The organism is Niallia circulans, from assembly GCF_003726095.1.
Lineage (GTDB): Bacteria > Bacillota > Bacilli > Bacillales > Cytobacillaceae > Niallia > Niallia circulans_A.
Genome location: NZ_CP026031.1, coordinates 628361 through 649743, shown reverse-complemented (window position 1 = coordinate 649743; position 21383 = coordinate 628361). Strand labels below are relative to the sequence as shown.

24 protein-coding genes are annotated in these 21383 nt (G+C 35.0%); 2 read left to right on the top strand and 22 right to left on the bottom strand.

The genetic code is table 11. From position 1 onward, the window contains the following. Positions 1-407: 407 nt before the first annotated feature. The 12 genes from C2I06_RS02940 to C2I06_RS02885 form a co-directional block, all read right to left on the bottom strand. A complete protein-coding gene (locus C2I06_RS02940; RefSeq protein ID WP_123257419.1) occupies positions 408-1313 on the bottom strand; it encodes a nuclease-related domain-containing protein in 906 nt (301 codons plus the stop codon). A gap of 119 nt (positions 1314-1432) precedes the next feature. Next, on the bottom strand, positions 1433-3556 hold the full coding sequence (locus tag C2I06_RS02935; protein ID WP_123257418.1) for a penicillin-binding protein: 2124 nt from the start codon (positions 3554-3556) through the stop codon (positions 1433-1435). A 3-nt stretch (positions 3557-3559) separates the two neighbouring features. Beyond that, positions 3560-3919, bottom strand: coding sequence for a cell division protein FtsL (ftsL, locus tag C2I06_RS02930; RefSeq protein ID WP_095329085.1), 360 nt, complete (start codon positions 3917-3919; stop codon positions 3560-3562). A 24-nt stretch (positions 3920-3943) separates the two neighbouring features. Next, on the bottom strand, positions 3944-4876 hold the full coding sequence (gene rsmH, locus C2I06_RS02925) for a 16S rRNA (cytosine(1402)-N(4))-methyltransferase RsmH (RefSeq protein WP_123257417.1): 933 nt from the start codon (positions 4874-4876) through the stop codon (positions 3944-3946). Between the two features lie 63 nt (positions 4877-4939). After that, the gene (gene mraZ, locus C2I06_RS02920; RefSeq protein ID WP_047939902.1) at positions 4940-5371 is read right to left on the bottom strand and encodes a division/cell wall cluster transcriptional repressor MraZ; all 432 of its coding nucleotides are present in this window, start codon (positions 5369-5371) and stop codon (positions 4940-4942) included. 535 nt (positions 5372-5906) lie between these two features. Next, positions 5907-7541 carry a bacillithiol biosynthesis cysteine-adding enzyme BshC gene (bshC, locus tag C2I06_RS02915; protein ID WP_123257416.1) on the bottom strand — a complete coding sequence of 545 codons (1635 nt, stop codon included), beginning with the start codon at positions 7539-7541 and terminating at the stop codon, positions 5907-5909. A 299-nt stretch (positions 7542-7840) separates the two neighbouring features. Beyond that, complete coding sequence (locus C2I06_RS02910) at positions 7841-8236, bottom strand: DUF3397 domain-containing protein (protein WP_123257415.1); 396 nt, start codon at positions 8234-8236, stop codon at positions 7841-7843. Continuing rightward, positions 8229-9146, bottom strand: coding sequence for a 2-dehydropantoate 2-reductase (locus C2I06_RS02905; protein WP_123257414.1), 918 nt, complete (start codon positions 9144-9146; stop codon positions 8229-8231). The genes C2I06_RS02910 and C2I06_RS02905 overlap by 8 nt, the downstream gene beginning before the upstream one ends. Positions 9147-9658: 512 nt before the next feature. Beyond that, positions 9659-10225: an RsfA family transcriptional regulator gene (locus C2I06_RS02900; protein ID WP_095329080.1), complete on the bottom strand. Its 567-nt coding sequence runs from the start codon at positions 10223-10225 to the stop codon at positions 9659-9661. A 118-nt stretch (positions 10226-10343) separates the two neighbouring features. Beyond that, positions 10344-10793, bottom strand: coding sequence for a 2-thiouracil desulfurase family protein (locus tag C2I06_RS02895; protein WP_095329079.1), 450 nt, complete (start codon positions 10791-10793; stop codon positions 10344-10346). A 145-nt stretch (positions 10794-10938) separates the two neighbouring features. Continuing rightward, the gene (rpmF, locus tag C2I06_RS02890) at positions 10939-11112 is read right to left on the bottom strand and encodes a 50S ribosomal protein L32 (protein WP_016200993.1); all 174 of its coding nucleotides are present in this window, start codon (positions 11110-11112) and stop codon (positions 10939-10941) included. Between the two features lie 93 nt (positions 11113-11205). Next, positions 11206-11718 carry a YceD family protein gene (locus tag C2I06_RS02885; protein ID WP_061796783.1) on the bottom strand — a complete coding sequence of 171 codons (513 nt, stop codon included), beginning with the start codon at positions 11716-11718 and terminating at the stop codon, positions 11206-11208. 390 nt (positions 11719-12108) lie between these two features. On the opposite strand from C2I06_RS02885, the gene C2I06_RS02880 reads away from it, so the two are divergent. Continuing rightward, on the top strand, positions 12109-13323 hold the full coding sequence (locus tag C2I06_RS02880) for a nucleotidyltransferase (RefSeq protein WP_095329078.1): 1215 nt from the start codon (positions 12109-12111) through the stop codon (positions 13321-13323). A 111-nt stretch (positions 13324-13434) separates the two neighbouring features. Here C2I06_RS02880 and C2I06_RS02875 read toward each other — a convergent pair whose 3' ends face one another. Further along, positions 13435-14229, bottom strand: coding sequence for a patatin-like phospholipase family protein (locus C2I06_RS02875; RefSeq protein WP_123257413.1), 795 nt, complete (start codon positions 14227-14229; stop codon positions 13435-13437). A 211-nt stretch (positions 14230-14440) separates the two neighbouring features. Here C2I06_RS02875 and ylbJ point away from each other — a divergent pair, with 211 nt between their 5' ends. Next, on the top strand, positions 14441-15661 hold the full coding sequence (gene ylbJ / locus C2I06_RS02870) for a sporulation integral membrane protein YlbJ (protein ID WP_095329076.1): 1221 nt from the start codon (positions 14441-14443) through the stop codon (positions 15659-15661). Positions 15662-15740: 79 nt separating this feature from the next. On the opposite strand, the gene coaD is transcribed toward ylbJ, so the two are convergent. The 9 genes from coaD to C2I06_RS02825 all read right to left on the bottom strand — a co-directional run bounded on the left by coaD (position 15741) and on the right by C2I06_RS02825 (position 21342). Next, on the bottom strand, positions 15741-16232 hold the full coding sequence (gene coaD / locus C2I06_RS02865) for a pantetheine-phosphate adenylyltransferase (RefSeq protein WP_095329075.1): 492 nt from the start codon (positions 16230-16232) through the stop codon (positions 15741-15743). A gap of 3 nt (positions 16233-16235) precedes the next feature. Next, on the bottom strand, positions 16236-16802 hold the full coding sequence (gene rsmD, locus C2I06_RS02860; RefSeq protein ID WP_171509510.1) for a 16S rRNA (guanine(966)-N(2))-methyltransferase RsmD: 567 nt from the start codon (positions 16800-16802) through the stop codon (positions 16236-16238). A 498-nt stretch (positions 16803-17300) separates the two neighbouring features. Further along, positions 17301-17576, bottom strand: coding sequence for a YlbG family protein (locus C2I06_RS02855; protein ID WP_047939889.1), 276 nt, complete (start codon positions 17574-17576; stop codon positions 17301-17303). A gap of 95 nt (positions 17577-17671) precedes the next feature. Continuing rightward, positions 17672-18118: a YlbF/YmcA family competence regulator gene (locus C2I06_RS02850; protein WP_047939888.1), complete on the bottom strand. Its 447-nt coding sequence runs from the start codon at positions 18116-18118 to the stop codon at positions 17672-17674. Between the two features lie 74 nt (positions 18119-18192). Then, positions 18193-18618 carry a hypothetical protein gene (locus C2I06_RS02845; RefSeq protein ID WP_123257412.1) on the bottom strand — a complete coding sequence of 142 codons (426 nt, stop codon included), beginning with the start codon at positions 18616-18618 and terminating at the stop codon, positions 18193-18195. A 90-nt stretch (positions 18619-18708) separates the two neighbouring features. After that, complete coding sequence (locus C2I06_RS02840; protein ID WP_123257411.1) at positions 18709-18948, bottom strand: YlbE-like family protein; 240 nt, start codon at positions 18946-18948, stop codon at positions 18709-18711. Between the two features lie 13 nt (positions 18949-18961). After that, on the bottom strand, positions 18962-19378 hold the full coding sequence (gene ylbD / locus C2I06_RS02835) for a YlbD family protein (RefSeq protein ID WP_095329071.1): 417 nt from the start codon (positions 19376-19378) through the stop codon (positions 18962-18964). Between the two features lie 235 nt (positions 19379-19613). Further along, the gene (locus tag C2I06_RS02830) at positions 19614-20504 is read right to left on the bottom strand and encodes a CAP domain-containing protein (RefSeq protein ID WP_235973322.1); all 891 of its coding nucleotides are present in this window, start codon (positions 20502-20504) and stop codon (positions 19614-19616) included. A gap of 370 nt (positions 20505-20874) precedes the next feature. Then, positions 20875-21342, bottom strand: coding sequence for a DUF420 domain-containing protein (locus tag C2I06_RS02825; protein ID WP_123257409.1), 468 nt, complete (start codon positions 21340-21342; stop codon positions 20875-20877). Positions 21343-21383 lie beyond the last annotated feature (41 nt).

Below are 21383 nucleotides of genomic sequence, written 5' to 3'. Positions count from 1 at the left end.
TTCTAATTATTTCGGCGTTCATCCCCTTGATGAAAACCACTTTCCCTGCTTCTTCTAATTATTTCGGCGTTCATCCTCCCGATGAAAACCACTTTCCCTGCTTCTTCTGCTTATTTCGGCGTTCATCCTCCCGATGAAAACCACTTTCCCTGCTTCTTCTGCTTATTTTGGCGTTCATCCTCCCGATGAAAACCTCTTTCCCTGCTTCTTCTGCTTATTTCGGCGTTCATCCTCCCGATGAAAACCACTTTCCCTGCTTTTTCTAATTATTTCGGCGTTCATCCCCTTGTTGAAAACTACTTTCCTTGCTTTTTCTAATTATTTTGGCGTTCATCCTCCCGATGAAAACCTCTTTCCCTGCTTCTTCTATTAATTTTGGCGTTCATCTCTTCTGTGAAAACTATCTTTCACTCATAATACGCCCACTGATGTATACCAATAAGCCTATAATGCTTATCTAATATTCTCTTAATCCTCCGCATTCCTCCCGATATCAAACACCAGTCATATATTTCTTTTGTCGTTATCTTTCTTTCTGGAAAAAGCAGCTTAAATTCTTTAACACTTCGTAAAACTGCTAACTCCAAGCTTTCTGTATATCCACATACATTACATTTGATCATTGCGCGTTCTGTTGAAATAAACAGTGAGTTGCATTTTTCGCAAAGGATTCCTTTCTTAAGTTCTTCATAGGTATAACTTGGCATTCTTCGATAAGATGAATCTTCCATATGAAGAGCGATCAACTTTTCAGCTAAGAGCGCATACTGTTTTTTTACTTGTGATCTATTTTTTTCTAATAATTTAACATAACGATTTAATTGGTTGGGATAAATATAAGGCAAATGAAGTGGAGCTTGATATAAGATAAATTCGGGGTTTATAAAAACAACATGTGGAATAATTGTAATAGAGTAACCAAGCTGGTGAATTAATTGTCTTAACAGGAACTCTGTTCGTTTTAATTGAGTAATAGGATTATTGATTTCTACTTTATTGTTTTTCTTATAGAATCGATCATTTTCATAATAAAAGTCACCTTCATAGTTCTTAATTTCATAGAGATGAAGTGCCTCTCCTTCTATCAATAAGGAGTCGATTTGAAATGTCGTCTGGTGTGATTGTAATAATAAATCATTTAATACAATACTATTTGGGGCTAAATCTCTTAAATGCTCATCAAACTTCCTCTCTCCTTCCCAGCCTTTCCCTTGATTTAAATACTTTGTCTTCAATTCATCAGATAATTCCATTCGGCTATTTAATGATTTTAATAAAGCTAATTCCAGTGGTTCCCTTCTTTTCTTATACACTTTTTCACCCTCCTATTATACTAAAACGTTACAAACAACCGCTTATTTCTAGTATACAATACCGCGTCCATCTCCAACAAAAAAGCTTCACTACATCTCAAAAATGTAGTGAAGCTCTCTTACTCTGGTTCTTTTAACTTAACCGATAACTTATCGTTTTCCTTAATCTTAGACCCTGCTTTTATACTTTGGGAGGACACATAACCACTGCCGGAACTTTCAAGTTTCAGCTTATTGAGGTCCGCTACTTTTAAAACATCGCGTAATGACCAGCCCTTCATATTAGGGACTGTTTCTTTCCCATCCGTCTTTAAGATTACTTTCTCGCCTTTTAGATAAGTATCTCCTTTGACTGGCAGCTGTTCTTCCACTGTCTTGCCGTCTCCGATAATAACGGCATTCAGCCCTTTATCCTCCAGAATTTTCTTCGCTTCTTCTGCAGTCATTCCACTTAAATTAGGAATTTCGATTGGCTTCGAAATTACTTCTTTTGTTGGAACTATATCCATATACTGTAGACTGCTCTTCATTACTGAAGTGAAAATTTCAGCGACTGGTTCAGACCCAGTTTCCGTTTCCTTTAACTTTGGTTGCTGAACAGCAACATACATTATTAATTCAGGATCATCCTTCGGAGCCATTCCTAAGAAAGAAAAGATGTAATCATTTTTACTTTTTAAATACCCACCGCCGCTTTTAGGAATTTGTGCGGTTCCTGTTTTACCGGCAACATCATATCCATCAATATTGAATTTTTTGTAACCAGTCCCTTTTTTACTCGTAATAACTGTTTCAAGAATATCGCGGACTTCTTTGGCTGTTTTTGCAGAAATTGGTGTTCCTGCAACTTTTGTCTCGCCTTTTTTAATGATTTTTCCTGTATTTGGATCTTTAATCTGTTCAATAACATACGGCTTTACCATTTTTCCATCATTGGCGATAGCTGTTGCAGCTTGAATTTGCTGAATTGGCGTTAAAGCAGTACCTTGACCAAAAGCAGTTGTAATTTTTTCGATTGGCCAATTAAATACAATCGAGCTATTTGCTTCTTTTGGCAGATCGATGCCAGTTGGCTGATCAAGGCCGAATTTTGTTAAATATTCTCTGAATGTCTCAAAGCCGATTTTTTCCTTAGCAAGTTTCGCGAACGCTACATTGGAAGACCGCTGAACACCTTCCAAATAGGAAATAGGTCCCCAACCAGCTCCATTATTATGATCTCCTATTCCTTCATATCTGCCTGACTGATACTTCTCGTTTGGATTGAATACTCCTTCTTCTACTGCTGCAGCTAAGGTAAAGATTTTCATGGTGGATCCTGGTTCATAATTGGTTTCGATTGCTTCATTATGCCAGGAAGCTGTAATACCTTCTCTTGTTTCAGGATCAAAGGACGGTCTTTGACTCATCGCTAATATTTCCCCTGTTTTCGGATTAGCTACAATCGCAATCATTTTTACAGGATCATATTCCGCATTCACCTTATTCATCGTATCTTCTAAAAAGGATTGAATTTTCTTATCGAGTGTTAAATAAACATCCTTGCCATTTTGTGCAGGCACGATTTTATCCTTACTGTTCGGCAAAATATAACCCCATATATCTTTACTATACTGCATACTGCCATTTGTGCCTGTCAGCATTTTATTTAAGCTTTCTTCAATACCTAATCTACCTGTTTCTTTACCATCATCCTCTTCCAAATAGCCGATAACATGGGAAGCAAAGATTCCATTCGGATAGAAACGCTTCTTCCCTTCGACAATTTGAATACCAGGAAGCTTTAAATCTTCAATTTTCTTTTTCGTCTCATAGGAAAGATCCTTTCCGGCCTCCCCAAATTCCACTTGTTTTGCGCCCTTTTTGGTTAAAATTCTATAAATCTCCGATTCTTTTAAATCGATATATTTCGCTAATTCTCTAGCTGTCAATTCAGGATCTGCAACATGAACTTTTTTATCCAGATTCTTACTCAATGATTTATCCGTTACAGCAACTAGCTTATAAGAAACTGCATCCTCCGCAATTACGTCCCCATTGCGATCTAATATACTTCCTCTAGAAGCCTCTAGCACACGAGATGTGTTATGTTTTTTTTCTGCTTGTGCAGCTAGTTCTACTCCTGACACTTCTCCTGTCGCTTGAATATAGACAAACCGAATAACTAAAACAAAAAAGAGCAGACAAAAGAGAATAAAAAGGATGGCTGCTCCAAAATTAATATTAGGTTGTTTTCGAATCATTGCTTAATGCACAACCTTTACATTATCTTTACTAAAATCTAAACCTAATTTCCCTGCTACTTCGCGTAAGCGTTCAAAGCTGCTTAAATCCTTGACCTGTGTATCTAATTCCTTGTTTGACTTTTCAAGCGAATTAATGGAGCTTTCCGCTACTTGAATATCTTTATTTACTTGATAAATCTCCGATTGGTTGCTTACAATTTTTACGCCGCCAATACAAATAATCGCTACAAAGGCAATTCCTAAAATCTTCTCTCCAGGAGATAATAATGATTTAGTCTGTTTAATAACCTTTTTAACCGACTGTTTTTCTTCTTGTTGTTGATATTGATCCTGCTGAATTTTTCTTGCTAAGTTGCTCATTTAATTACCTCCCGCACCCTTTTGTTATTGTTTTTCTGCAATACGTAGTTTCGCTGATCTTGCTCTGTTATTAAATTCTAATTCTTCTTCTGATGGAACAATCGGCTTTCTTGTAATTAATTTCAATTCTGGTTTAAACTCATCTGGAATAACCGGTAGTCCTGGCGGCAACGGCGGCAGGTCACTCATCTTTTTAAATGTCGACTTGCAGATTCTGTCTTCAAGAGAATGGAAAGTGATAACGCTGATTCTTCCGCCTGGATTTAACAACGTAATAGCTTGCTCTAACGAATCTTCAAATACGCCAAGTTCATCATTGACTGCAATTCGTATTGCTTGGAAAACTCTTTTAGCAGGATGACCACCTTTTCGTCTAGCTGGCGCTGGAATAGCTTCTTTGATTAATTCAACCAACTCTCCAGTCGTTTCAATTGGCCGATTTTCTCTTGCTGCCTCAATCTTCCTTGCTATTTGTTTAGAGAATTTCTCCTCACCATAACGAAAGAAAATTTTAACTAATGATTCATATGACCAAGAATTGACTACATCATATGCAGTAACATCCGCTTCGTTATCCATGCGCATATCAAGCGGTGCATCATGATGATAACTAAATCCGCGTTCAGGAGTATCTAATTGCGGGGAAGAAACACCTAAGTCATAAAGAATTCCATCTACATGTGTAATCCCTAAGTTGTGAATTTCTTCTTTTAGATAACGGAAATTACTTTTGACAATCGTCAATCTGTCCTTATATGGGGCTAATTTTTCTTGTGCATTTTTTATGGCTATTTCATCTTGATCGAATGCAATTAATCTTCCGCTGCCTGATAATTTGGAAAGAATTAATTCGCTGTGCCCTGCTCCGCCTAAAGTACAATCCACATAAATTCCATCTGGCTTAATATCGAGAGCATCGACCGCTTCATTCAGTAATACTGTTGTATGATTAAACATGAATCCACACCTGTCTATAAATTTTTCTTGTAGGTAGTATTTATTATGTACATAGTGAAAAAATTAAATATCAAACCCAATCATATTCTCTGCAATTTCTGCAAAAGAATCCTCTGATTCGGAAAAATAATTTTCCCACTCTTGTTTATCCCATATTTCAATACGATTAGAAACACCGAGAATAACACACTCCTTCTCTAGCTGTGCATATTGAAATAAGGGGGAGGCAATATTAATGCGACCTTGTTTATCAATCTCACATTCTGTTGCTCCGGAGAAGAAAAATCGGGTAAATGCTCTAGCATCTTTTTTGGTTAAGGGCAATTGCTTGAGCTTGTCTTCAATTATCTCCCATTCATTCAGTGGGTAACCGAAAAGACATCGATCGAGGCCACGGGTTAGAATAAAGGTCTCACCTAAGTTCTCTCTAAACTTCGCAGGAACAATGATACGTCCTTTTGCGTCAACATTATGATGATATTCACCCATAAACATACCCTTGTCCCCCACTTTCTAACCTCAATGTACCACATTCCCCCACTTTCCTCCACTATTAATTTTAATTCTATCTATTTTGTATATTTCCTGCAACAAAAATAATAATTTTGAAAAGAATAAATAGGTTTCTTTATCACTACTTTTTGAGAATTGACTGTTTATTTTCTAAAAGACAAACCTAGAGGAAGGAATGAAAATACGTTATAACATAAAAAAACCGTCCTATAATTAGGACGGTGCAGCTTATTGACAAAAAGAATTTAGGAAATGTAAATGGAATTATTATGCAATGATTGGAGTGGAAGGGGTGAGACTCCTGTGGGATCTGCGAGACAGTCTGAGACCCTGCAGGCCTTTAAGCCGCAGCGGCTCAGCGCGAGCCCCACGGAAAGCGAACCCCTGCAACGGAAATCAATTCTTATTTAAAAGAATGTATATGTATAAACTAAGACAAACTCCTAATTACTGAATTAGGAGTTTGTCGACAGTCTGAACCGTCCAATAATTAGGACGGCAATCATTCTTTTCTTCCTTATAATTTAATAACCTTATGTGTTCCATCAAAATCCATTGGCAATTCCATTACACTTTGAATAAAATCCATACCATATTTATTTAAGAAATAAGTGATATTCCAAACTCTTTCTTGTGGAGATCCTTCTGGTTTTAAATTTTGTTCAATGCGATTGAATTTATTTACCAGTACTTCATGCTTTAATTTTACGGAAGCATCGACTTTGTTCTGCAAAAATTCAACCTGGCTAACTAAGAAATCTTCATTTTTTTCTAATAACGGCAGTAAGCCTTTATACTCCGCCTTCATTTCCTCTTCCACTTGATCGTATTTCGTTTTGATTATATTTGTTAACTCACTAAGTATCTGTTCAATCCGTTCATTCGAGACAGACTTTAAAAATTCCGCACATTTTTCAGAGGTTCCATTTACAAGAACATCCTTTATCGATAATTTTAGTTCCTCTATGTCTGCTTCCACGCTTCTCTCTAAAAGTGTAATATTTAAGCGAGGAATAACAGGCGGCATTTTAATCCCTAGGTGTTCAAAAGCCTTTTTAAGTTCCGCCCAGTACGCAATCTCTCCAGGTCCGCCAATAAATGCTAAAGTAGGAAATAATAGATCTTGCGTTATTGGTCTTGTTACCACATTATTGCTAAGCCTTTGAGGGAATTCACTTGCAATCTCTATTAACTGTTCCATTGTAAAAGATACCGTTCTATCTTTCCCGATAAAACAGTTTTCTATTTCATCGTATTGCAGCAATACTCTTTCTTGCTCTGCTTCATCATAATAAAACAAGTTAACAGGATTTTCTGCCATTTCGATAACTAGAGAATATCCCTTCTCCTGTACTAACTTTTGTTGTTCTGAAACGGAATCTGCCAATTTTTGAAATTCATTAATTTGTTTAAGGAAAATTTCTTTCTCCAACTTGCGAATCTCTTTATCACCAGAATCGACCAATAGTAATCCATAATCTTGGAATAAACTCATAGTAATATAGCTAAAGAAGTCAACTATCGTGGTGGATTCATGGACAGCGCTATGCAAAAGTTCCAACAAAGGCTTAGAATGATCTGTTTCACCATAGGATTCAACGACTGTTTCCAGCCATTCTATACAGACTTCTTTTTCCAGCAATATATCGGAAGCCATTCTTTTATCCAACACTCTTTGCGGAAAAACTACCTTCTTCATTTTTTCCTTACCTGGTGTATAAATATGATTAATTTCTAAATAATCATGGTCTTCTCCCGCTATCCAGAATACTGGCACAACCGGGATACCTAATTCTTCTTCTTTTTGTTTAGCTAACAAGATAATACTAATTACTTTATGAATGGAGTATAACGGTCCTGTTAAAACACCCGCTTGTTGTCCACCAATAACAACTACACTGTTTTCCTTTCTTAATTTAGAAAGGGATTGCCTCACCTTTTCACCTTGAGGGAACTTTTTCATGTAATCTGCAATATAATCTGCAAGATCATTCCTCATAAAAGTTCTCGTTTCTAATTCTTTAACTCTCTTCTCATAGCTACCATTATCAAGATAAGAATAATGAAAAAAGTCTTCCGCACTATTCTTTTGTTCTAAATAATCTGTTACGAATTTATTTGCCACAGGCAAAGAGAGATTCATCATCTCCATCTATGTACTTCCTTTCTCCTATTCGAGTTTTCCTTATATATGTATTTTCTCCTTATTAAAGACTCTTTCTATAGTGGGAGTCCAACCACGAGCTTATCATCCAGCTATAAAAAACATTCATTTTATTTCGCCACATAGAAAAGTATAGCATCCCTTTACTATAAAAGAAAAAAAGTTGCTTATAAGCCTAATCTTTTCGATTTATTTTCTTTTTAGCATCTGCCAGTTCGAGCCCACCTATTCATTTTAAGTAGCACTGGCTTGCTAAAACCATTTAAGTTCTTTATTATAATCAACTATTATATCATTCCAAGTGTTCTCCATATAGATAATAAAAGGCCATAAACGAGCAATACAATATATAAAAGGAAAAAAAGAAGAAAGGTTACACGCCAAATTCCTTTAAATACTTTTTTGTATTGTATTTCCTCTTTAAACTTCCAATGAATAATAACAAATAACATGCCAATCAACAAGATAAATATCACAATATACAATAAGAGCGAAGTATGCCAGATGGATTGAATAAGAAAATGGACAGAAACAATAAAAAAGATGGTACTTATATCTAGGGCTAGATGTATAGATAGACGGTGCTTTTTTGTAATCAACTTACTAATAACAAAAACAATAAACAATGTAAAGATAGGAAAAACCACGAGAAAACTAATGAGCTGTGAAGTTAGATTAATCATGGATAAACACCTCTCTTTCTCGTTCTTTTCCTTTAATCATCCGATAAACCACCTTTGCAATAGGCACACTCAGCTTTTTCTTTTTTGCTTCTTCTATTATGTATCCTAAAATTGCATCTATTTCCGTAGGCCTTCCCGCCTCCATATCCTTTAGCATCGAAGATTTATTTAAAGCTGTTTTTCGTATGACTTCCAAACAATACTCTCGATAGATTTCTTTATCAGCTTCATTTATCATTAAAACATCTAATACCTCATTCATAAACATAGTCATCACTTCAGAATAATAAGCGTTTTCCAGCAAAACACCATTTGGCACCTGCAAAATACTAGTTAAACTATTTACAAGACAATTTACGACTAATTTTTTTTGTAGCATTATTTCATAATTATGCTCCATTATAAATAAAAAGTCTTTATTGGTCGCTGTTGTGAGCTTGGTAAGTATATCGTCCATTTCTCCTTTTAAGCAAGCTATTTTTATTGCTCCTACACCAGTATGTATGACTGTTTGCTCATCTTCCTGCATCGCTCCATGTTCGACAATTCCTATCAATATATTAGCAACTCGCGAATTCCTAATTGTTTCTATGTGTCCCATTCCATTTTGTAAAAAGCACATTGCCTTTATTTTATCACCCATTTTTTCCATCTTCTCGTAAATGGACGATAATTGATATTGCTTCACTGCCACGATTGTCAGCTCTTCTAGTCCATTCCACTCTTCAAAAAACCGTACGTGTACTGTTCGATTTTTCTTTTCGTCATTTACTTTATAATATATTCCTTCCTCTAAGATTCGCTCGTATTGCTTCTTTGACCGAACATATAAGGTGATATCATGCTTTTCCTTTAACTGGTATGCACATAATAAGCCAATTGCCCCAGCTCCAATAATTGCAATTTTCATCAGAAGCTCCTTTATCGTTTCAAGTTATCGTTAGTTATATATTAACATTTTCTGAAATGTTTGTAGTACGAAAATCACAGCAATAGAAAAAAATAAAATATTATTCTTGCCCTAAAAAACGAAACGAAAGCTAAAAAACGAGTGGAATCACACAGTTATTGAAAGATAATCTATAAAAGAGATTTTTTAAGGTTTAATAGTATAGAAGGAATAAAATTAGAGAAGAATGTGACAACTTTAATGGGGAAAACGCGGTATTATACTCACAAAATCAAATTGATTTTGTTTTCTTTACATAGGGAGATTTTGATGGTTTATATAAAGCAGCCGCTCATATTCTCCTTGGGAGTCAAGTGAATCCATTGATTCTCCTCTGCCTCACCTTTTATATACAGGAGTTTTGAGCGGATGCTTCCTAACTGACAGGATTCCTCCTGCAATATAGAATATTTATTTGATCTAATTATTATAGAAATAGATGCCATTAGCATTTCAGCTAAAGAAAATCTTACTTATACCTTGGGAAGTTTATCCTCATCTTTAAAAACCACCATTTGTCTTGCTTTTTCCATCAGCTCCACTAATGCTTTATAAGCACCTTCCATGGAATCTAATTCACTTTGCAGTTCTTCATTTTCCTTCTTTAATAACGCTAGCTTTTCCTCTAATTCTTTCGTTTTCTCTTTAACGGTGGAAGAGTCTATATTTTCTTGTTCCCACTTAGTTGCTTTATCATATAAATCTTTTAAATATATCATCATTTCATCAAATTGATTCTGTATAGGAGTTGGAGATATAGCAGGCTGGCCAGTTACTTCTTCTTGAGAAAACTCTTCTGCTACATTTGTCTTTTTCAATTGCTTTCTTTGTTTTTTGGCAAGTTCTATACCAGATTTATATTGTTTGCGTACATATGAATTCCAGCGAAATCCACATGCTGCACTTGTTCTTGATAATAACTTCCCCACTTCTTCAAATGCTTGAAGCTGTGTACCGCCTTCTCTAATATGACGAAGAACAATTTCAGCAAGTAAAATATCTTCATCTTTTGACCAAGCATCTTGTCTTGTTGTTGTCATCAGTGTACCCTCCTAGTGTTTTTTATTCATACATATGCATCTACTAGAAAAGATAGACTGATTTATTCATATTACAGAAAGAAAAATTAATGGCACGCAAAACTGCTTAAAGATCTATTCAAGAAAATAATTCGTCTTCCGATACCACTTTGATACCGTTTCTTCTTAAAAGCGCTGTGGTTACACCCACACCGTCCATTCTTGTGCCATCAAAGCTCCCTGAATATATACTACCACTACCACAAGAAGGACTATTTTCTTTTAAGACTACCATTTCTGCCTCCAAGTCTTTAATAAAAACTAACGTTTTATTAGCCCCTTCGATATACATTTGTGTCACATCATTTCCTTTAGCATCTTTAACAAACGCTCTTCCATCGAGAACATCATAACCATCCCCTCCGACTATCTCGGCTGGCTCCCTCGGAGTAGAGAAGCCTCCCAATAATTCCGGACAAACCGTTCTTATGCTTTCTTTTTTTATAAACGCTTCTATGTTGGCATCTAAACAATCCGTCCCATTATACCGAACTTTCAGACCAGCTAAACAAGAACTTACGACAATCATTGCTCAACACCTCATTAATATGTATTTTCTTCTAACTTTCAAAACTTCCTTTTATTTTACCTCAGCTATTTTATAAAAATAACGATAACATGGAAAAAAGCACAAGAACTTAAGTTCTTGTGCTTTTAATCAACAAAAAAGATAATTAGTTGCTTACAACTTCTTTCCCTTTGTATGTTCCGCAAGCGCTGCATACACGGTGAGCAAGTTTCATTTCACCACAGTTAGGGCATTCTACCATACCAGGCACTTGTAATTTAAAATGTGTACGACGTTTTCTCTTTGCAGTTTTAGATGTTCTTCTAAAAGGTACAGCCATTCGTCCCACCTCCTTAAAGAGTATTAAGAAAGTAATGAGAAAAGATATTTCCAATCTCACATTTTTCTTTTGCATAATTAAATATGAGTTTATTTACTCATTTTCAAAAAACTTAGCAAGTCCTGCAAGACGAGGATCAACTTTCTTCTCCTGTAAATCTTGCTCTTGGATTACTTCCCAATCATTTCCTGATTGCGGAGCTCCCTCTTCTGTTACATCTTCACAGAAGACTTGCATCGGTACCTCAAGTAAAAGTATTTCGGCTATAATTGGCTTTAAGTCAATTACATCCCCTTTCACCTGATGAACTTCCTCTTCGTCTGTTTCATATTCCGAAACTTTTAATAGGAAGGTTTCTGTTGTTTCAACATTAATTGGATAATCCACGTCTACTAAAGTACGAGAGCAAGGTAGCACGAGCGATCCTTTTATATTTAAATGAAAAGTCACTTTCGTTGAATCAATATCCGTACGTCCTGTTATATGAATAGGAGATACTTTTCTTATGGTTGGATCTGTTTCTTTGATCTCATCCATATTTATTGTTTCATCAATTGGCAATCCCTTACTTCGAAATTTTTGTAACTGGCTTAACGTCCATTTCATATATATCACCCCAAGGCAACAAAGGTAATTATAGCTTTCATATAATTATTTGTCAATATTTTTTCTTTACAGTAAATAATAAGAGATATGTCCTGAATCACGACCATATTTCGTGATTTCTTTTCTATTCTACCCATATTCATCAGAATTGCAACCAAAACTTCCTAAATGATTTTTATTTCTCTCCCCTTTGCTTTCCATTTAAGCTATTAGCAAAGCTTTACCTTCTAAAATTCGTAGAATAGAAACTATATTAGAAAGTAGACAGCCCTATTAAAACCTCGGTTCTATTAAAACAAGCAAATCATATAGGTTTCTCTTTTATAACCACTATTTTTAGGATAAACTTTTATTAATACAACCATAAAGAAACTAGTTAGGGAGAATGTGATGAAAGCAGTTGGAATAGTAGTAGAATATAATCCATTTCATAATGGACATTTGTATCATATCCAAAAAGCGAAAGAACTAACACAGGCAGATATTGTGGTTGCTGTTATGAGTGGTCCTTTTCTGCAGAGAGGAGAACCTGCCCTTGTTTCTAAGTGGGCTCGAGCAGAAATGGCTTTGGAAAGTGGAGTAGATCTTATTGTGGAGCTTCCTTATGCTTTTGCCACACAGCATGCTGCCGTATTTGCTTCTGGCGCTGTTGATATTTTGCAAAGCTTAAGTTGTAATTTCTTATGTTTTGGCAGTGAATCAGGCAGCATTGATGCTTTTCATCAGATTTTTACCAAGCTGCAAGAGCAAAAGACAGAAGAGGATTTACTTGTTAAGAGATTTATGAAACAAGGAATAAGCTATCCGAAAGCTAAATCATTAGCGATAAAAGAATTAACAAATAGTGATGATCACACCACGCTAAATCTTAGTATGCCAAATAACATCTTAGGATATGAATATTATAAGGCGGTGCATACCAATAAGTATCCTATGGAAATTTGCACAGTTGCCCGCATGAAAGCAGACTATCATGACAAAACATTTACTTCGGATACGATAGCTAGCGCAACAAGCATTCGTGAAGAATTATTGCATGCCAAGGGAGACATAAAAAAAATAGAACCCTTCCTCCCCGCAAGTAGTTATCAAATACTACAGCAGTATAAGGAAACATACCTCGCTTATCATACTTGGGAGAATTACTGGCACTATTTAAAATTCCGTCTCCTTCAGTCAACAGCAGAAGAGCTAGCTACCATATATGAGATGGAGGAAGGTTTAGAGTATCGCTTCCTCAAATATGTAAAAACAGCATCCTCTTTTCAGGATTTTATTCGTTTAGTAAAAACGAAAAGATATACATGGACAAGGCTGCAAAGAATTTGCGTACATATTTTAACAAACACCAAAAAGGCAGAAATGCAGTCTTCATTGAAGCCAAGTTTTATTCGTTTACTTGGTACAACTGTAAATGGCCGTCTCTATTTAAAAGAAAAAAAGAAGCAGTTTCAGCTGCCAATTATCAGTAAGCTTTCTGCTTTTGATAAAGAAAAAATCGCATTAGATATTCGCGCTTCGCAAATTTATGCTTTAGGTGTTCCTAATCTTGTTCAGCATCAACTATTAGAGATGGATTACACCAAACCTCCAATCATGAAATAATTCCTATGCAAGGACTAGTTTATTGGTTGGAGTTCTTTATAAACAGCTTAAAGATTAAAGGCCCTCCACTGTAGTAAATCGAGAACCTTTAATCTTTATTTGTTTACTCTATTAATTACTTTTTTTCCTTCTTTCTTTTTTTCTGATTTCCTTTTTAATCCCTTCTATATATCTTCTCGTTTCTGTTTCCCCTATTTTAATAATTTTCTCCAAATCAGTAAATGCCTTACTATTAAACATTTCAACAGGCGGCTTAATCATCACATCACTTGCTACCTCGCGTGATTCTACTAGTTCCATTTGCATGATATCTAATGAACGCATAATTACATCATAAATATTAGAAATATCTGTATGAATGTTTACTTTTGCTACATCGACAGCAATTACAATATCTGCTCCCATTTCCTTCACAACTGAGACAGGAACACGATCGATTACTCCTCCGTCTACAAGCAATCGCCCGTCAATTTTTTCTGGAACAAATATGCCTGGAATAGAAATACTTGCCCGAACAGCATCAGCAATGGGCCCTTTTGTAAAAACTACTTTTTCTGCTGTTAACAAATCTGTCGCAACAATGGCAACAGGGATATCTAACTCCTCTAAATTTTTTCCATAGGTAAACAAATGAATTAATTCCTTTACACGGTTCCCAGCGATAAACCCCATTTTAGGCACAGTAAAATCCAAATAGTATTTTCTTTTAAAGAACTTGGATAAAGTGTATAATCGCTCAATATCGGATCCTGCTCCATATAGACAGCCAACTATAGCACCTATACTGCTACCAGCAATATAATCTATTGGGATGTTCTCTTCTCTAAGTATTTTTATTACACCAATATGTGCAAATCCTCTCGCTCCACCTGACCCTAACGCTAATCCAATTTTTGGGCGTTCCATATTGTCCCACCTATTCTTATCAAAATAATAATCTATATATTCTTATGGTCTTTTTTTTTATGTTATGAGTATATTGATTGGTAGAGGGATATTCTTCAGGCTGTTTGTGTACAAGTATTCTTTTTTATTAAATATGTTTCTTAAACAGTCTTTCTTCTATAAAAAAGAATACTTACCTACTATTTTCTATTTGAAGGGGGAGCAATATAATTTGTTACGCTCAAAATTTAAGACAATCGTACTCGCTTTATCTGCGTCCCTATTAGCTCTTGCTCTAATTTCTTTTCCAGGAGTTGCAGTTGACGCTTCCAAAAATGGACTAAACACATGGTGGACGATTGTTTTTCCTTCACTTCTTCCTTTCCTTATTTTATCCGAAATTTTAATCGGTTTTGGTGTAGTTCGTTTTATTGGTGTTTTATTGGAACCCATTATGCGACCTCTCTTTAAAGTTCCAGGTGTAGGTGGATTTGTTTGGGCAATGGGCATGGTATCAGGCTTTCCTACTGGAGCAAAATTAACAGCAAGAATGCGTGAAGAAAAACAATTAACAAGAACAGAAGCTGAAAGACTCGTTTCTTTTTCTAACGCTTCTAATCCAATGTTTATTATTGGTGCAGTTTCAGCTTCTTTTTTTCATAGTCCCAAACTAGGACTACTTCTTGCCTTTTCTCATTACTTAGCCAACTTTACAGTAGGACTTTTTATGAGATTTCATGGCAAGGACACAGAAATAAAGAAACAGGAGGCAACTGAAAAAGCCTCTATCAAAAGAGCATTACGGGAATTACATCATACTCGATTAAAAGACAAGCGTCCGCTTGGCAAATTAATGGGTGATGCCGTTACTTCTTCAATTCAATCATTATTAATGGTCGGTGGCTTCATTATTCTTTTTTCCGTTATTAATCGATTACTATTTCACTTACATATTACTTCTTTTGTTGCTAAATTGTTAGAATCTATTTTCCAGCTATTCACTTTTTCTGGCGAATTAACGATTCCATTCATTGCTGGGATATTTGAAATTACATTAGGAAGTCAATTAACAAGTGAGGTAGAAACTTCTACCCTTATGCATCAAGCAATCCTAACTAGCTGTATTCTCGGCTTTAGTGGTTTGAGTGTACAAGCGCAGGTTGCAAGTATTCTAGCACAGACAGATATTCGCTTTAAACCATTTTTTATAGCAAGAATAATGCAAGCAATCTTCTCCGGTATTTATACATTTATCGCTTGGGATTTCTTTAACAAAACCTTTTTGGCAAAAGATGCTCCAACGATTGCAATTCCAGGATTAAAACAGGAGGGAGCTTTCTTTCAACAAATATTTGAAAATATTAGCACATGGGGTCCAATTGTAACGATTATTTCCTTGACAATTTATTGTTTTATCTTAGTAAAAAGATTATCTCCAAGAGAAGAAGTATAAAAAAGACTTATTGCCATAAAGATATAAAAATCTTTTAGGCAATAAGTCCTTTTTTATTCATATTACTGGAGAGAAAGCGTTAGGGACGATTTTTATGAAACTTTGCTCTTAACGCATCATGAACAATCTTTGGGACAAGCTCCGAAATGTCACCATCATACTTACTGACTTCTTTCACTATACTTGAACTTAAGAAAGAATATTGATTATTTGTCATAATAAAGAATGTCTCAATATCATCTGATAAAACTCGGTTCATAGAGGTAATCTGCATTTCGTATTCAAAGTCTGATACAGCTCGTAACCCTCTAATAATTGCATTTGCATTTACACTTTTTGCATAATCAATCAAAAGCCCTTCATAGGACGACACAGAAACATTTTTAATATCTTTTGTTACTTCTCTAATTAACGCTAATCTTTCCTCTACTGAAAAAAAAGGTTTTTTGGCAGAATTATTTAATACACATATGTATACATGGTCAAATACCTTTGCTGATCGTTTAATAATATCAATATGACCATACGTTATCGGATCAAAACTACCTGGGCAAACTGCTATACTAGCCATTTCTTAGTCCTCCATACCATTTTGTAAGGAATAAATAGAAACCGCAATTATTCCATATTTTTCATGTTTCACTTGTTGAAGTCTGCTAACTGCCTCAGGCAAAGAAATTTCCGAACCGTGTTCACAAACAATAACTCCGTCTTCCTTTAAGAGACCTGCTTCATCAATAAATGTTAGCATTTTTTCCAACTGCTGCTTTTTATATGGCGGATCTAAAAAAATATAATCAAATCTTTTTTCTCTTTTTTGTAATGCTTTTAAAGCACGATCCGCATCGTTGCGATATACCTCTGCTTGGCTATCTAATTTGCATATAGAAAGATTTTCTTTAATCGTATGTATCGCTTTTCCTTCTTTGTCTACAAAAATAACAAGATCCAATCCTCTACTTAAAGCTTCAATACCTAGTCCACCACTCCCAGCAAATAAGTCAAGGCCTTCTCCTCCTTGAAAGTAAGGACCTATCATGTTAAAGATGGCTTCTTTGACTTTATCTGTAGTAGGTCTAGTCGAGTTACCAGGCACTGCCTTCAATGGAATCCCCTTATTTTTACCGGAGACAACTCTCATTTCAATCACCACAACCCTAATTTTACTTTAACTGCTTTTACCTTCCCTATCCTACCATAAACCTTATAGCGAGCCAACATTTTAAAGATTTTTTACTATTTATACCATGAATAGTTTTATTCCACCTATTAACTAAAAAAGAAGACTATCTTACTTTATCCAAAAAAATTATTTTGATTAGGTATAAGTGTTCCATGGTTGGGGATAATGTAATTAACAGCATCTATTCGAGGATGTTGTTGCCAACCGCGGAGAAGACTTACGTTTCCCCTAAGTTTTCCTCCGGTTTCTCCTCTCCCTTTACCTTCTTTCCTTATGAATAATAAGGATGTGGAAGGAGCCTGCAGGTATTTGCCTGCAGGCTTTTTTTACTCCCCTTCCCAATTTAAATGGAATTATATTAAAGAAAAAAACAGTATGGATGATGACTTAGTCGCAGAAGTTAATCCTTCTAACTAAGCTTCGTCCATACTGCTCTTATTATCTTTTAAGCAGCTATTAAATTCCCATTTTATAATCATATTCTTTCGCTTTATCTGGCCGCGAATTTTCAAATTCCATTTTTAAAAATGGTTTATAGGAAGGTTCTACCTTTTTAACAAAAGAATGAGCATTTATTTTTTCCATTATGCTTTCTACGTCACTTTGGTTTGTGTAGAGCACAACATATTTTAACCTTTTGGAAATAAAATGAACATTCCCATATCTTCTTAACATTTTTGCTTGTTTTAGTGAAAATAACCAAACAATAATCCCTTGTCGTTGCCCTAGCATAATTTAACCCCTTTAAATACCATTATTTATCATAATAGCATAGGAAAAGAAAATAGAAAAGCAATGATCATCTAGGATCATTGCTTTTAAGTATATTATGCAGAACAACTACAGCTTCCACCACTACCACAACCTCCGGAGCAGCCAGAAAGTTCATCAAAAAATGGATTACCTGTTGGTACTTTAATGAAAGTAGAAACAGAACGTCCAATAATAACACTAACATCATCTAAAAGCTTTTGTAAACCATTCTCAGCAATTTTAAATGCTGCTACATTATCATCTAAATCCATCTCGCGTTTAAGCTGTCTTATTTCCATCATCACTTTTTTATATTCAGGATGATATTTTCCAAAACGCTGAACTTCTTCATATAGCTCTTTCATTTTGTTAAAAGAATGAATTTTCCGCTGTGTTTCCTTATTTGATTGTATATTGGCCAAACAAATACGGTATTGTTCTGCAACATCTGATTCTAATATCATTTCAGCAATCTCTTCTGCTTCCTCTTGAATAAGGAGTATTTCAGTTGTCGCAAGCACGTATTCGCTCACCTCCACCTCTTATTCTACATGAAAGACACTAGAAAGAAAAGGAATGTGATATCCTTTTTTATCTAACTTTTAATCATTACTTGAAATGACTTCTGATATTGCGTTTCCTTACTTGCTGCATCTATAACAGAAAGATTAATCGTATGCTTTCCTGCTTTCAGCCCTTCAATTACAAAGGCAGCAGAAGAATATTCATACTTCTGACCATCAACTTCTAAAACTATTTTACCTAATTTCCCCTGGCTATCTTCTCTGAATGAATAGTCCTTTACTCTGCATTCTACAAATACTTTATTTCCCTTCACTAAATGATGCACAGCCATCTTTTCTGTATCTCTATAAGTAGTAGAGGCTTGTACAGCCATATTTGATGAGATTACACCATTTACTGCTTCCTTATGAGGTTTTACTTTTGGATCAGGTATATCATGGCTACACCCAGTTAAAAGGAGAAAAGCAGGAATACAAATCAATCCGAATTTTTTCAACATAAACACTCCTGGTAATTTTAATAATGTTTTCGTTAGTATTACCATTCCTGTTTGTTTTACTCAAAGTATTTATTGACTTCTAAAGACCTAAGATTGTGCATTCATTGCCTGAAACATGCTAACCATCATAGACGCCATTTGTACACCATTCGAAAACTTTTCCACATGATCTGGGATGGTTTTTTTATAATAATGAAGGGAAGCAATCTCAAAGACTTCTAACTGATTTGGATTTCTGCTTAATTCTCTATACCATTGTGGCTGTTCTCGTATAAACTGTTGTAATTCTGTATTCTGCGCAATATATTCTTTAATATTCTGTCTCATATAGTCCTCCTATTTAATCTTTCCTAAAAGAAAATGGTCCAGAAGGTTTTTGTTCTGTTGGCGCAGATGTTCCACTAGAACCACTATTGGGAGCGAATTGAGAGATAACACCTTGCAACGTACCTAAAGCTTGGTTTAAGTTTGCCAAGTATCCTTGGATTTGATTTTGGTCCATATTCTTTAATGTATCAACAATATTAGACATCCATACAGTCCGATTACCTGATGCCTCTTCTTTCTTTTGGGTGGACTCAGCACTACCTTCTAATAAACCATCCCATCTAGTATCATTTGGACCTAATAAATACCAATCCTCATATAATTCCTGTAATGTCACATTCCCACTTCTTGCCTCTTTCAATATTTTAGGGTTTGCTTTTACAAATGCTTTAAATTCTTCTACAGAAGGATGAAGTTTTTTATCAGCCATCATTATTTCACCTCTAATTTGATACATCTGCCTATATTACTTTATGACAGCTTTGTAAAAAGTGTGCATTTCTCTTCATATTTCCCTAAAACCCTGTAACTAATAAGATTATAAGATTGGTTAAAGATAACCAAATCCTGCTATGTAATTATCCCTACCATACACCAACAACTCAGATAAAAAAAACAGCCGACCACTCCTCCGCTGAGTTTGCCGACTGTTTCTTTTTCTACTCTTACCATTTTTCGATAAAATTTTGTGTATAGTATTTATCAAATACTCCTACTCCAAGATGTGTAAATTTCTCATTTAATAAACATTCTCGATGCCCTTTGCTATTTAGCCAACCTTCCATTACTGCGGGAGCATCTGAATACCCTGCAGCGATATTCTCCCCAGCAACTTGATATAAGATGTCACCTGCTTTTAAGCGGTCCTCTAAATCACCATACTTCTCAGATGTATGAGAAAAGTTTTCGGTATCAAACATATCCTTACTATGGCCTAATGCTACTACCGCAGTAGGCTGATCCCATTCAACTGTATTTAACTTGAATCTTTTTCTTAATACATTTGTCATATCTAGAATTTGTCGCTCGTTTCCTTCTTGTATTGCTTCATTATTCTCCACATTACTCTGTGTCTCTAATAGTTCTCCCCGATAAACTAATTCATATGGTCTTAAATGAAGTAACGTTCGGGCATCCATATACCGAATACTTGATAGAGTACCATTAAATTTATCAAAGTATAGCTGTGCATAATAATCTCCAATTTGAATAAGTGGGCGGTTATTTATTTCATCCTCCGATAATTCAAAACGGTAGGAGGAATTTTCGTAGTTAAAGCTAATATTGGTTTCAATTGGAGTCATTGTATAAATATCTCCAACTTCTTGTCCAATTTTATAAGGCGTAACATTCACTGAGCTGCCAATTGCATAAATGGTAACTACTTTGTCATCAAGAATACCAGCTTGAAAATACTTAGAGTCATCCTTATTGAATATCCACCAGTCATATTCATAAGCGGAAGGATCAATTCTCGCTGGCTTCCCATACTTCTTTTTGAGTTCACTTGTACTCTTACCGATTAAGCTCCCTAACCCCTCTTTAGGAGCTGGCAAAACTTGCGTATTTTTACTTGCTTCTTTGAGATTATCCTCTACTTTTTTAGGATTATCACCATTTTCAACTAATACATCTGGCTGATTATTATCATCTGCTATACTAAAATAGAATCCAATCGCCGATAATACAGCAATAATTATGACAGTTCTTAATAAAATTTTCAGAGGATTCCCCCCTCTCTAGCATTGTTTCTATTAATATATGTGGCTTTCTTACTAAATAGTATAACTTAATTTAAATAATTTTAATAGAAGAAGTAGTTTTTCAATTATGTAAATAAAGTTACATTTAAAACCATCCATTTCGCCATTAGAAACCAATAAAAAAAATGCTTCTGTTTTTTAGAAGCATTTTTACATGTTATTTTTAAAAACCTAATATTGCTTTAATAACAGATGTCGTTTCTCCTCCATGATAAAAAACATAGAGTAGTAAATAAACCGCTGTTCCTGTAATAGCTGTAATAAACCAAATAATACTTGTGATCGGTCCTAACTTTCGGTGCTTTGCATATTGCTGCTTATAACCTGTATACAACATAATGATTCCTAATACAGCACCTATTGTGGCCAAGGTGATATGAAAGATAAGAAATATAGTATAGTAGATCTTAATATCATCTGGTCCTCCAAAAGAAGTGTTACCAATAAAAATCGTTCTTGATGCATAAATGACGAAAAAGATTACCGCGAAAATCGCTGCAAATAACATGACAGTCTGGTGTTGTTGTCTTTTTTTCTGCTTAATTAATCCCCAACCAATCGCTACAAAAATCGCACTTAAAATAATAAACGTAGTACTAATTGTCGGCAATATCGGTAATGTAAATTCCATTTAGCTACCCACTCCATAAAGTATTTACCTCTTTGTTTAAC

What these genes read in the sequence shown, in the direction of transcription:
- C2I06_RS02935 (WP_123257418.1), bottom strand. Translation starts at nt 3,556, where the DNA reads ATGATTCGAAAACAACCTAATATTAATTTTGGAGCAGCCATCCTTTTT.
- ftsL (WP_095329085.1), bottom strand. Translation starts at nt 3,919, where the DNA reads ATGAGCAACTTAGCAAGAAAAATTCAGCAGGATCAATATCAACAACAA.
- rsmH (WP_123257417.1), bottom strand. Translation starts at nt 4,876, where the DNA reads ATGTTTAATCATACAACAGTATTACTGAATGAAGCGGTCGATGCTCTC.
- mraZ (WP_047939902.1), bottom strand. Translation starts at nt 5,371, where the DNA reads ATGTTTATGGGTGAATATCATCATAATGTTGACGCAAAAGGACGTATC.
- bshC (WP_123257416.1), bottom strand. Translation starts at nt 7,541, where the DNA reads ATGGAGATGATGAATCTCTCTTTGCCTGTGGCAAATAAATTCGTAACA.
- C2I06_RS02910 (WP_123257415.1), bottom strand. Translation starts at nt 8,236, where the DNA reads ATGATTAATCTAACTTCACAGCTCATTAGTTTTCTCGTGGTTTTTCCT.
- C2I06_RS02905 (WP_123257414.1), bottom strand. Translation starts at nt 9,146, where the DNA reads ATGAAAATTGCAATTATTGGAGCTGGGGCAATTGGCTTATTATGTGCA.
- C2I06_RS02900 (WP_095329080.1), bottom strand. Translation starts at nt 10,225, where the DNA reads ATGACAACAACAAGACAAGATGCTTGGTCAAAAGATGAAGATATTTTA.
- C2I06_RS02895 (WP_095329079.1), bottom strand. Translation starts at nt 10,793, where the DNA reads ATGATTGTCGTAAGTTCTTGTTTAGCTGGTCTGAAAGTTCGGTATAAT.
- rpmF (WP_016200993.1), bottom strand. Translation starts at nt 11,112, where the DNA reads ATGGCTGTACCTTTTAGAAGAACATCTAAAACTGCAAAGAGAAAACGT.
- C2I06_RS02885 (WP_061796783.1), bottom strand. Translation starts at nt 11,718, where the DNA reads ATGAAATGGACGTTAAGCCAGTTACAAAAATTTCGAAGTAAGGGATTG.
- C2I06_RS02880 (WP_095329078.1), top strand. Translation starts at nt 12,109, where the DNA reads ATGAAAGCAGTTGGAATAGTAGTAGAATATAATCCATTTCATAATGGA.
- C2I06_RS02875 (WP_123257413.1), bottom strand. Translation starts at nt 14,229, where the DNA reads ATGGAACGCCCAAAAATTGGATTAGCGTTAGGGTCAGGTGGAGCGAGA.
- coaD (WP_095329075.1), bottom strand. Translation starts at nt 16,232, where the DNA reads ATGGCTAGTATAGCAGTTTGCCCAGGTAGTTTTGATCCGATAACGTAT.
- rsmD (WP_171509510.1), bottom strand. Translation starts at nt 16,802, where the DNA reads ATGAGAGTTGTCTCCGGTAAAAATAAGGGGATTCCATTGAAGGCAGTG.
- C2I06_RS02855 (WP_047939889.1), bottom strand. Translation starts at nt 17,576, where the DNA reads ATGCTAGGGCAACGACAAGGGATTATTGTTTGGTTATTTTCACTAAAA.
- C2I06_RS02840 (WP_123257411.1), bottom strand. Translation starts at nt 18,948, where the DNA reads ATGAGACAGAATATTAAAGAATATATTGCGCAGAATACAGAATTACAA.
- ylbD (WP_095329071.1), bottom strand. Translation starts at nt 19,378, where the DNA reads ATGGCTGATAAAAAACTTCATCCTTCTGTAGAAGAATTTAAAGCATTT.
- C2I06_RS02825 (WP_123257409.1), bottom strand. Translation starts at nt 21,342, where the DNA reads ATGGAATTTACATTACCGATATTGCCGACAATTAGTACTACGTTTATT.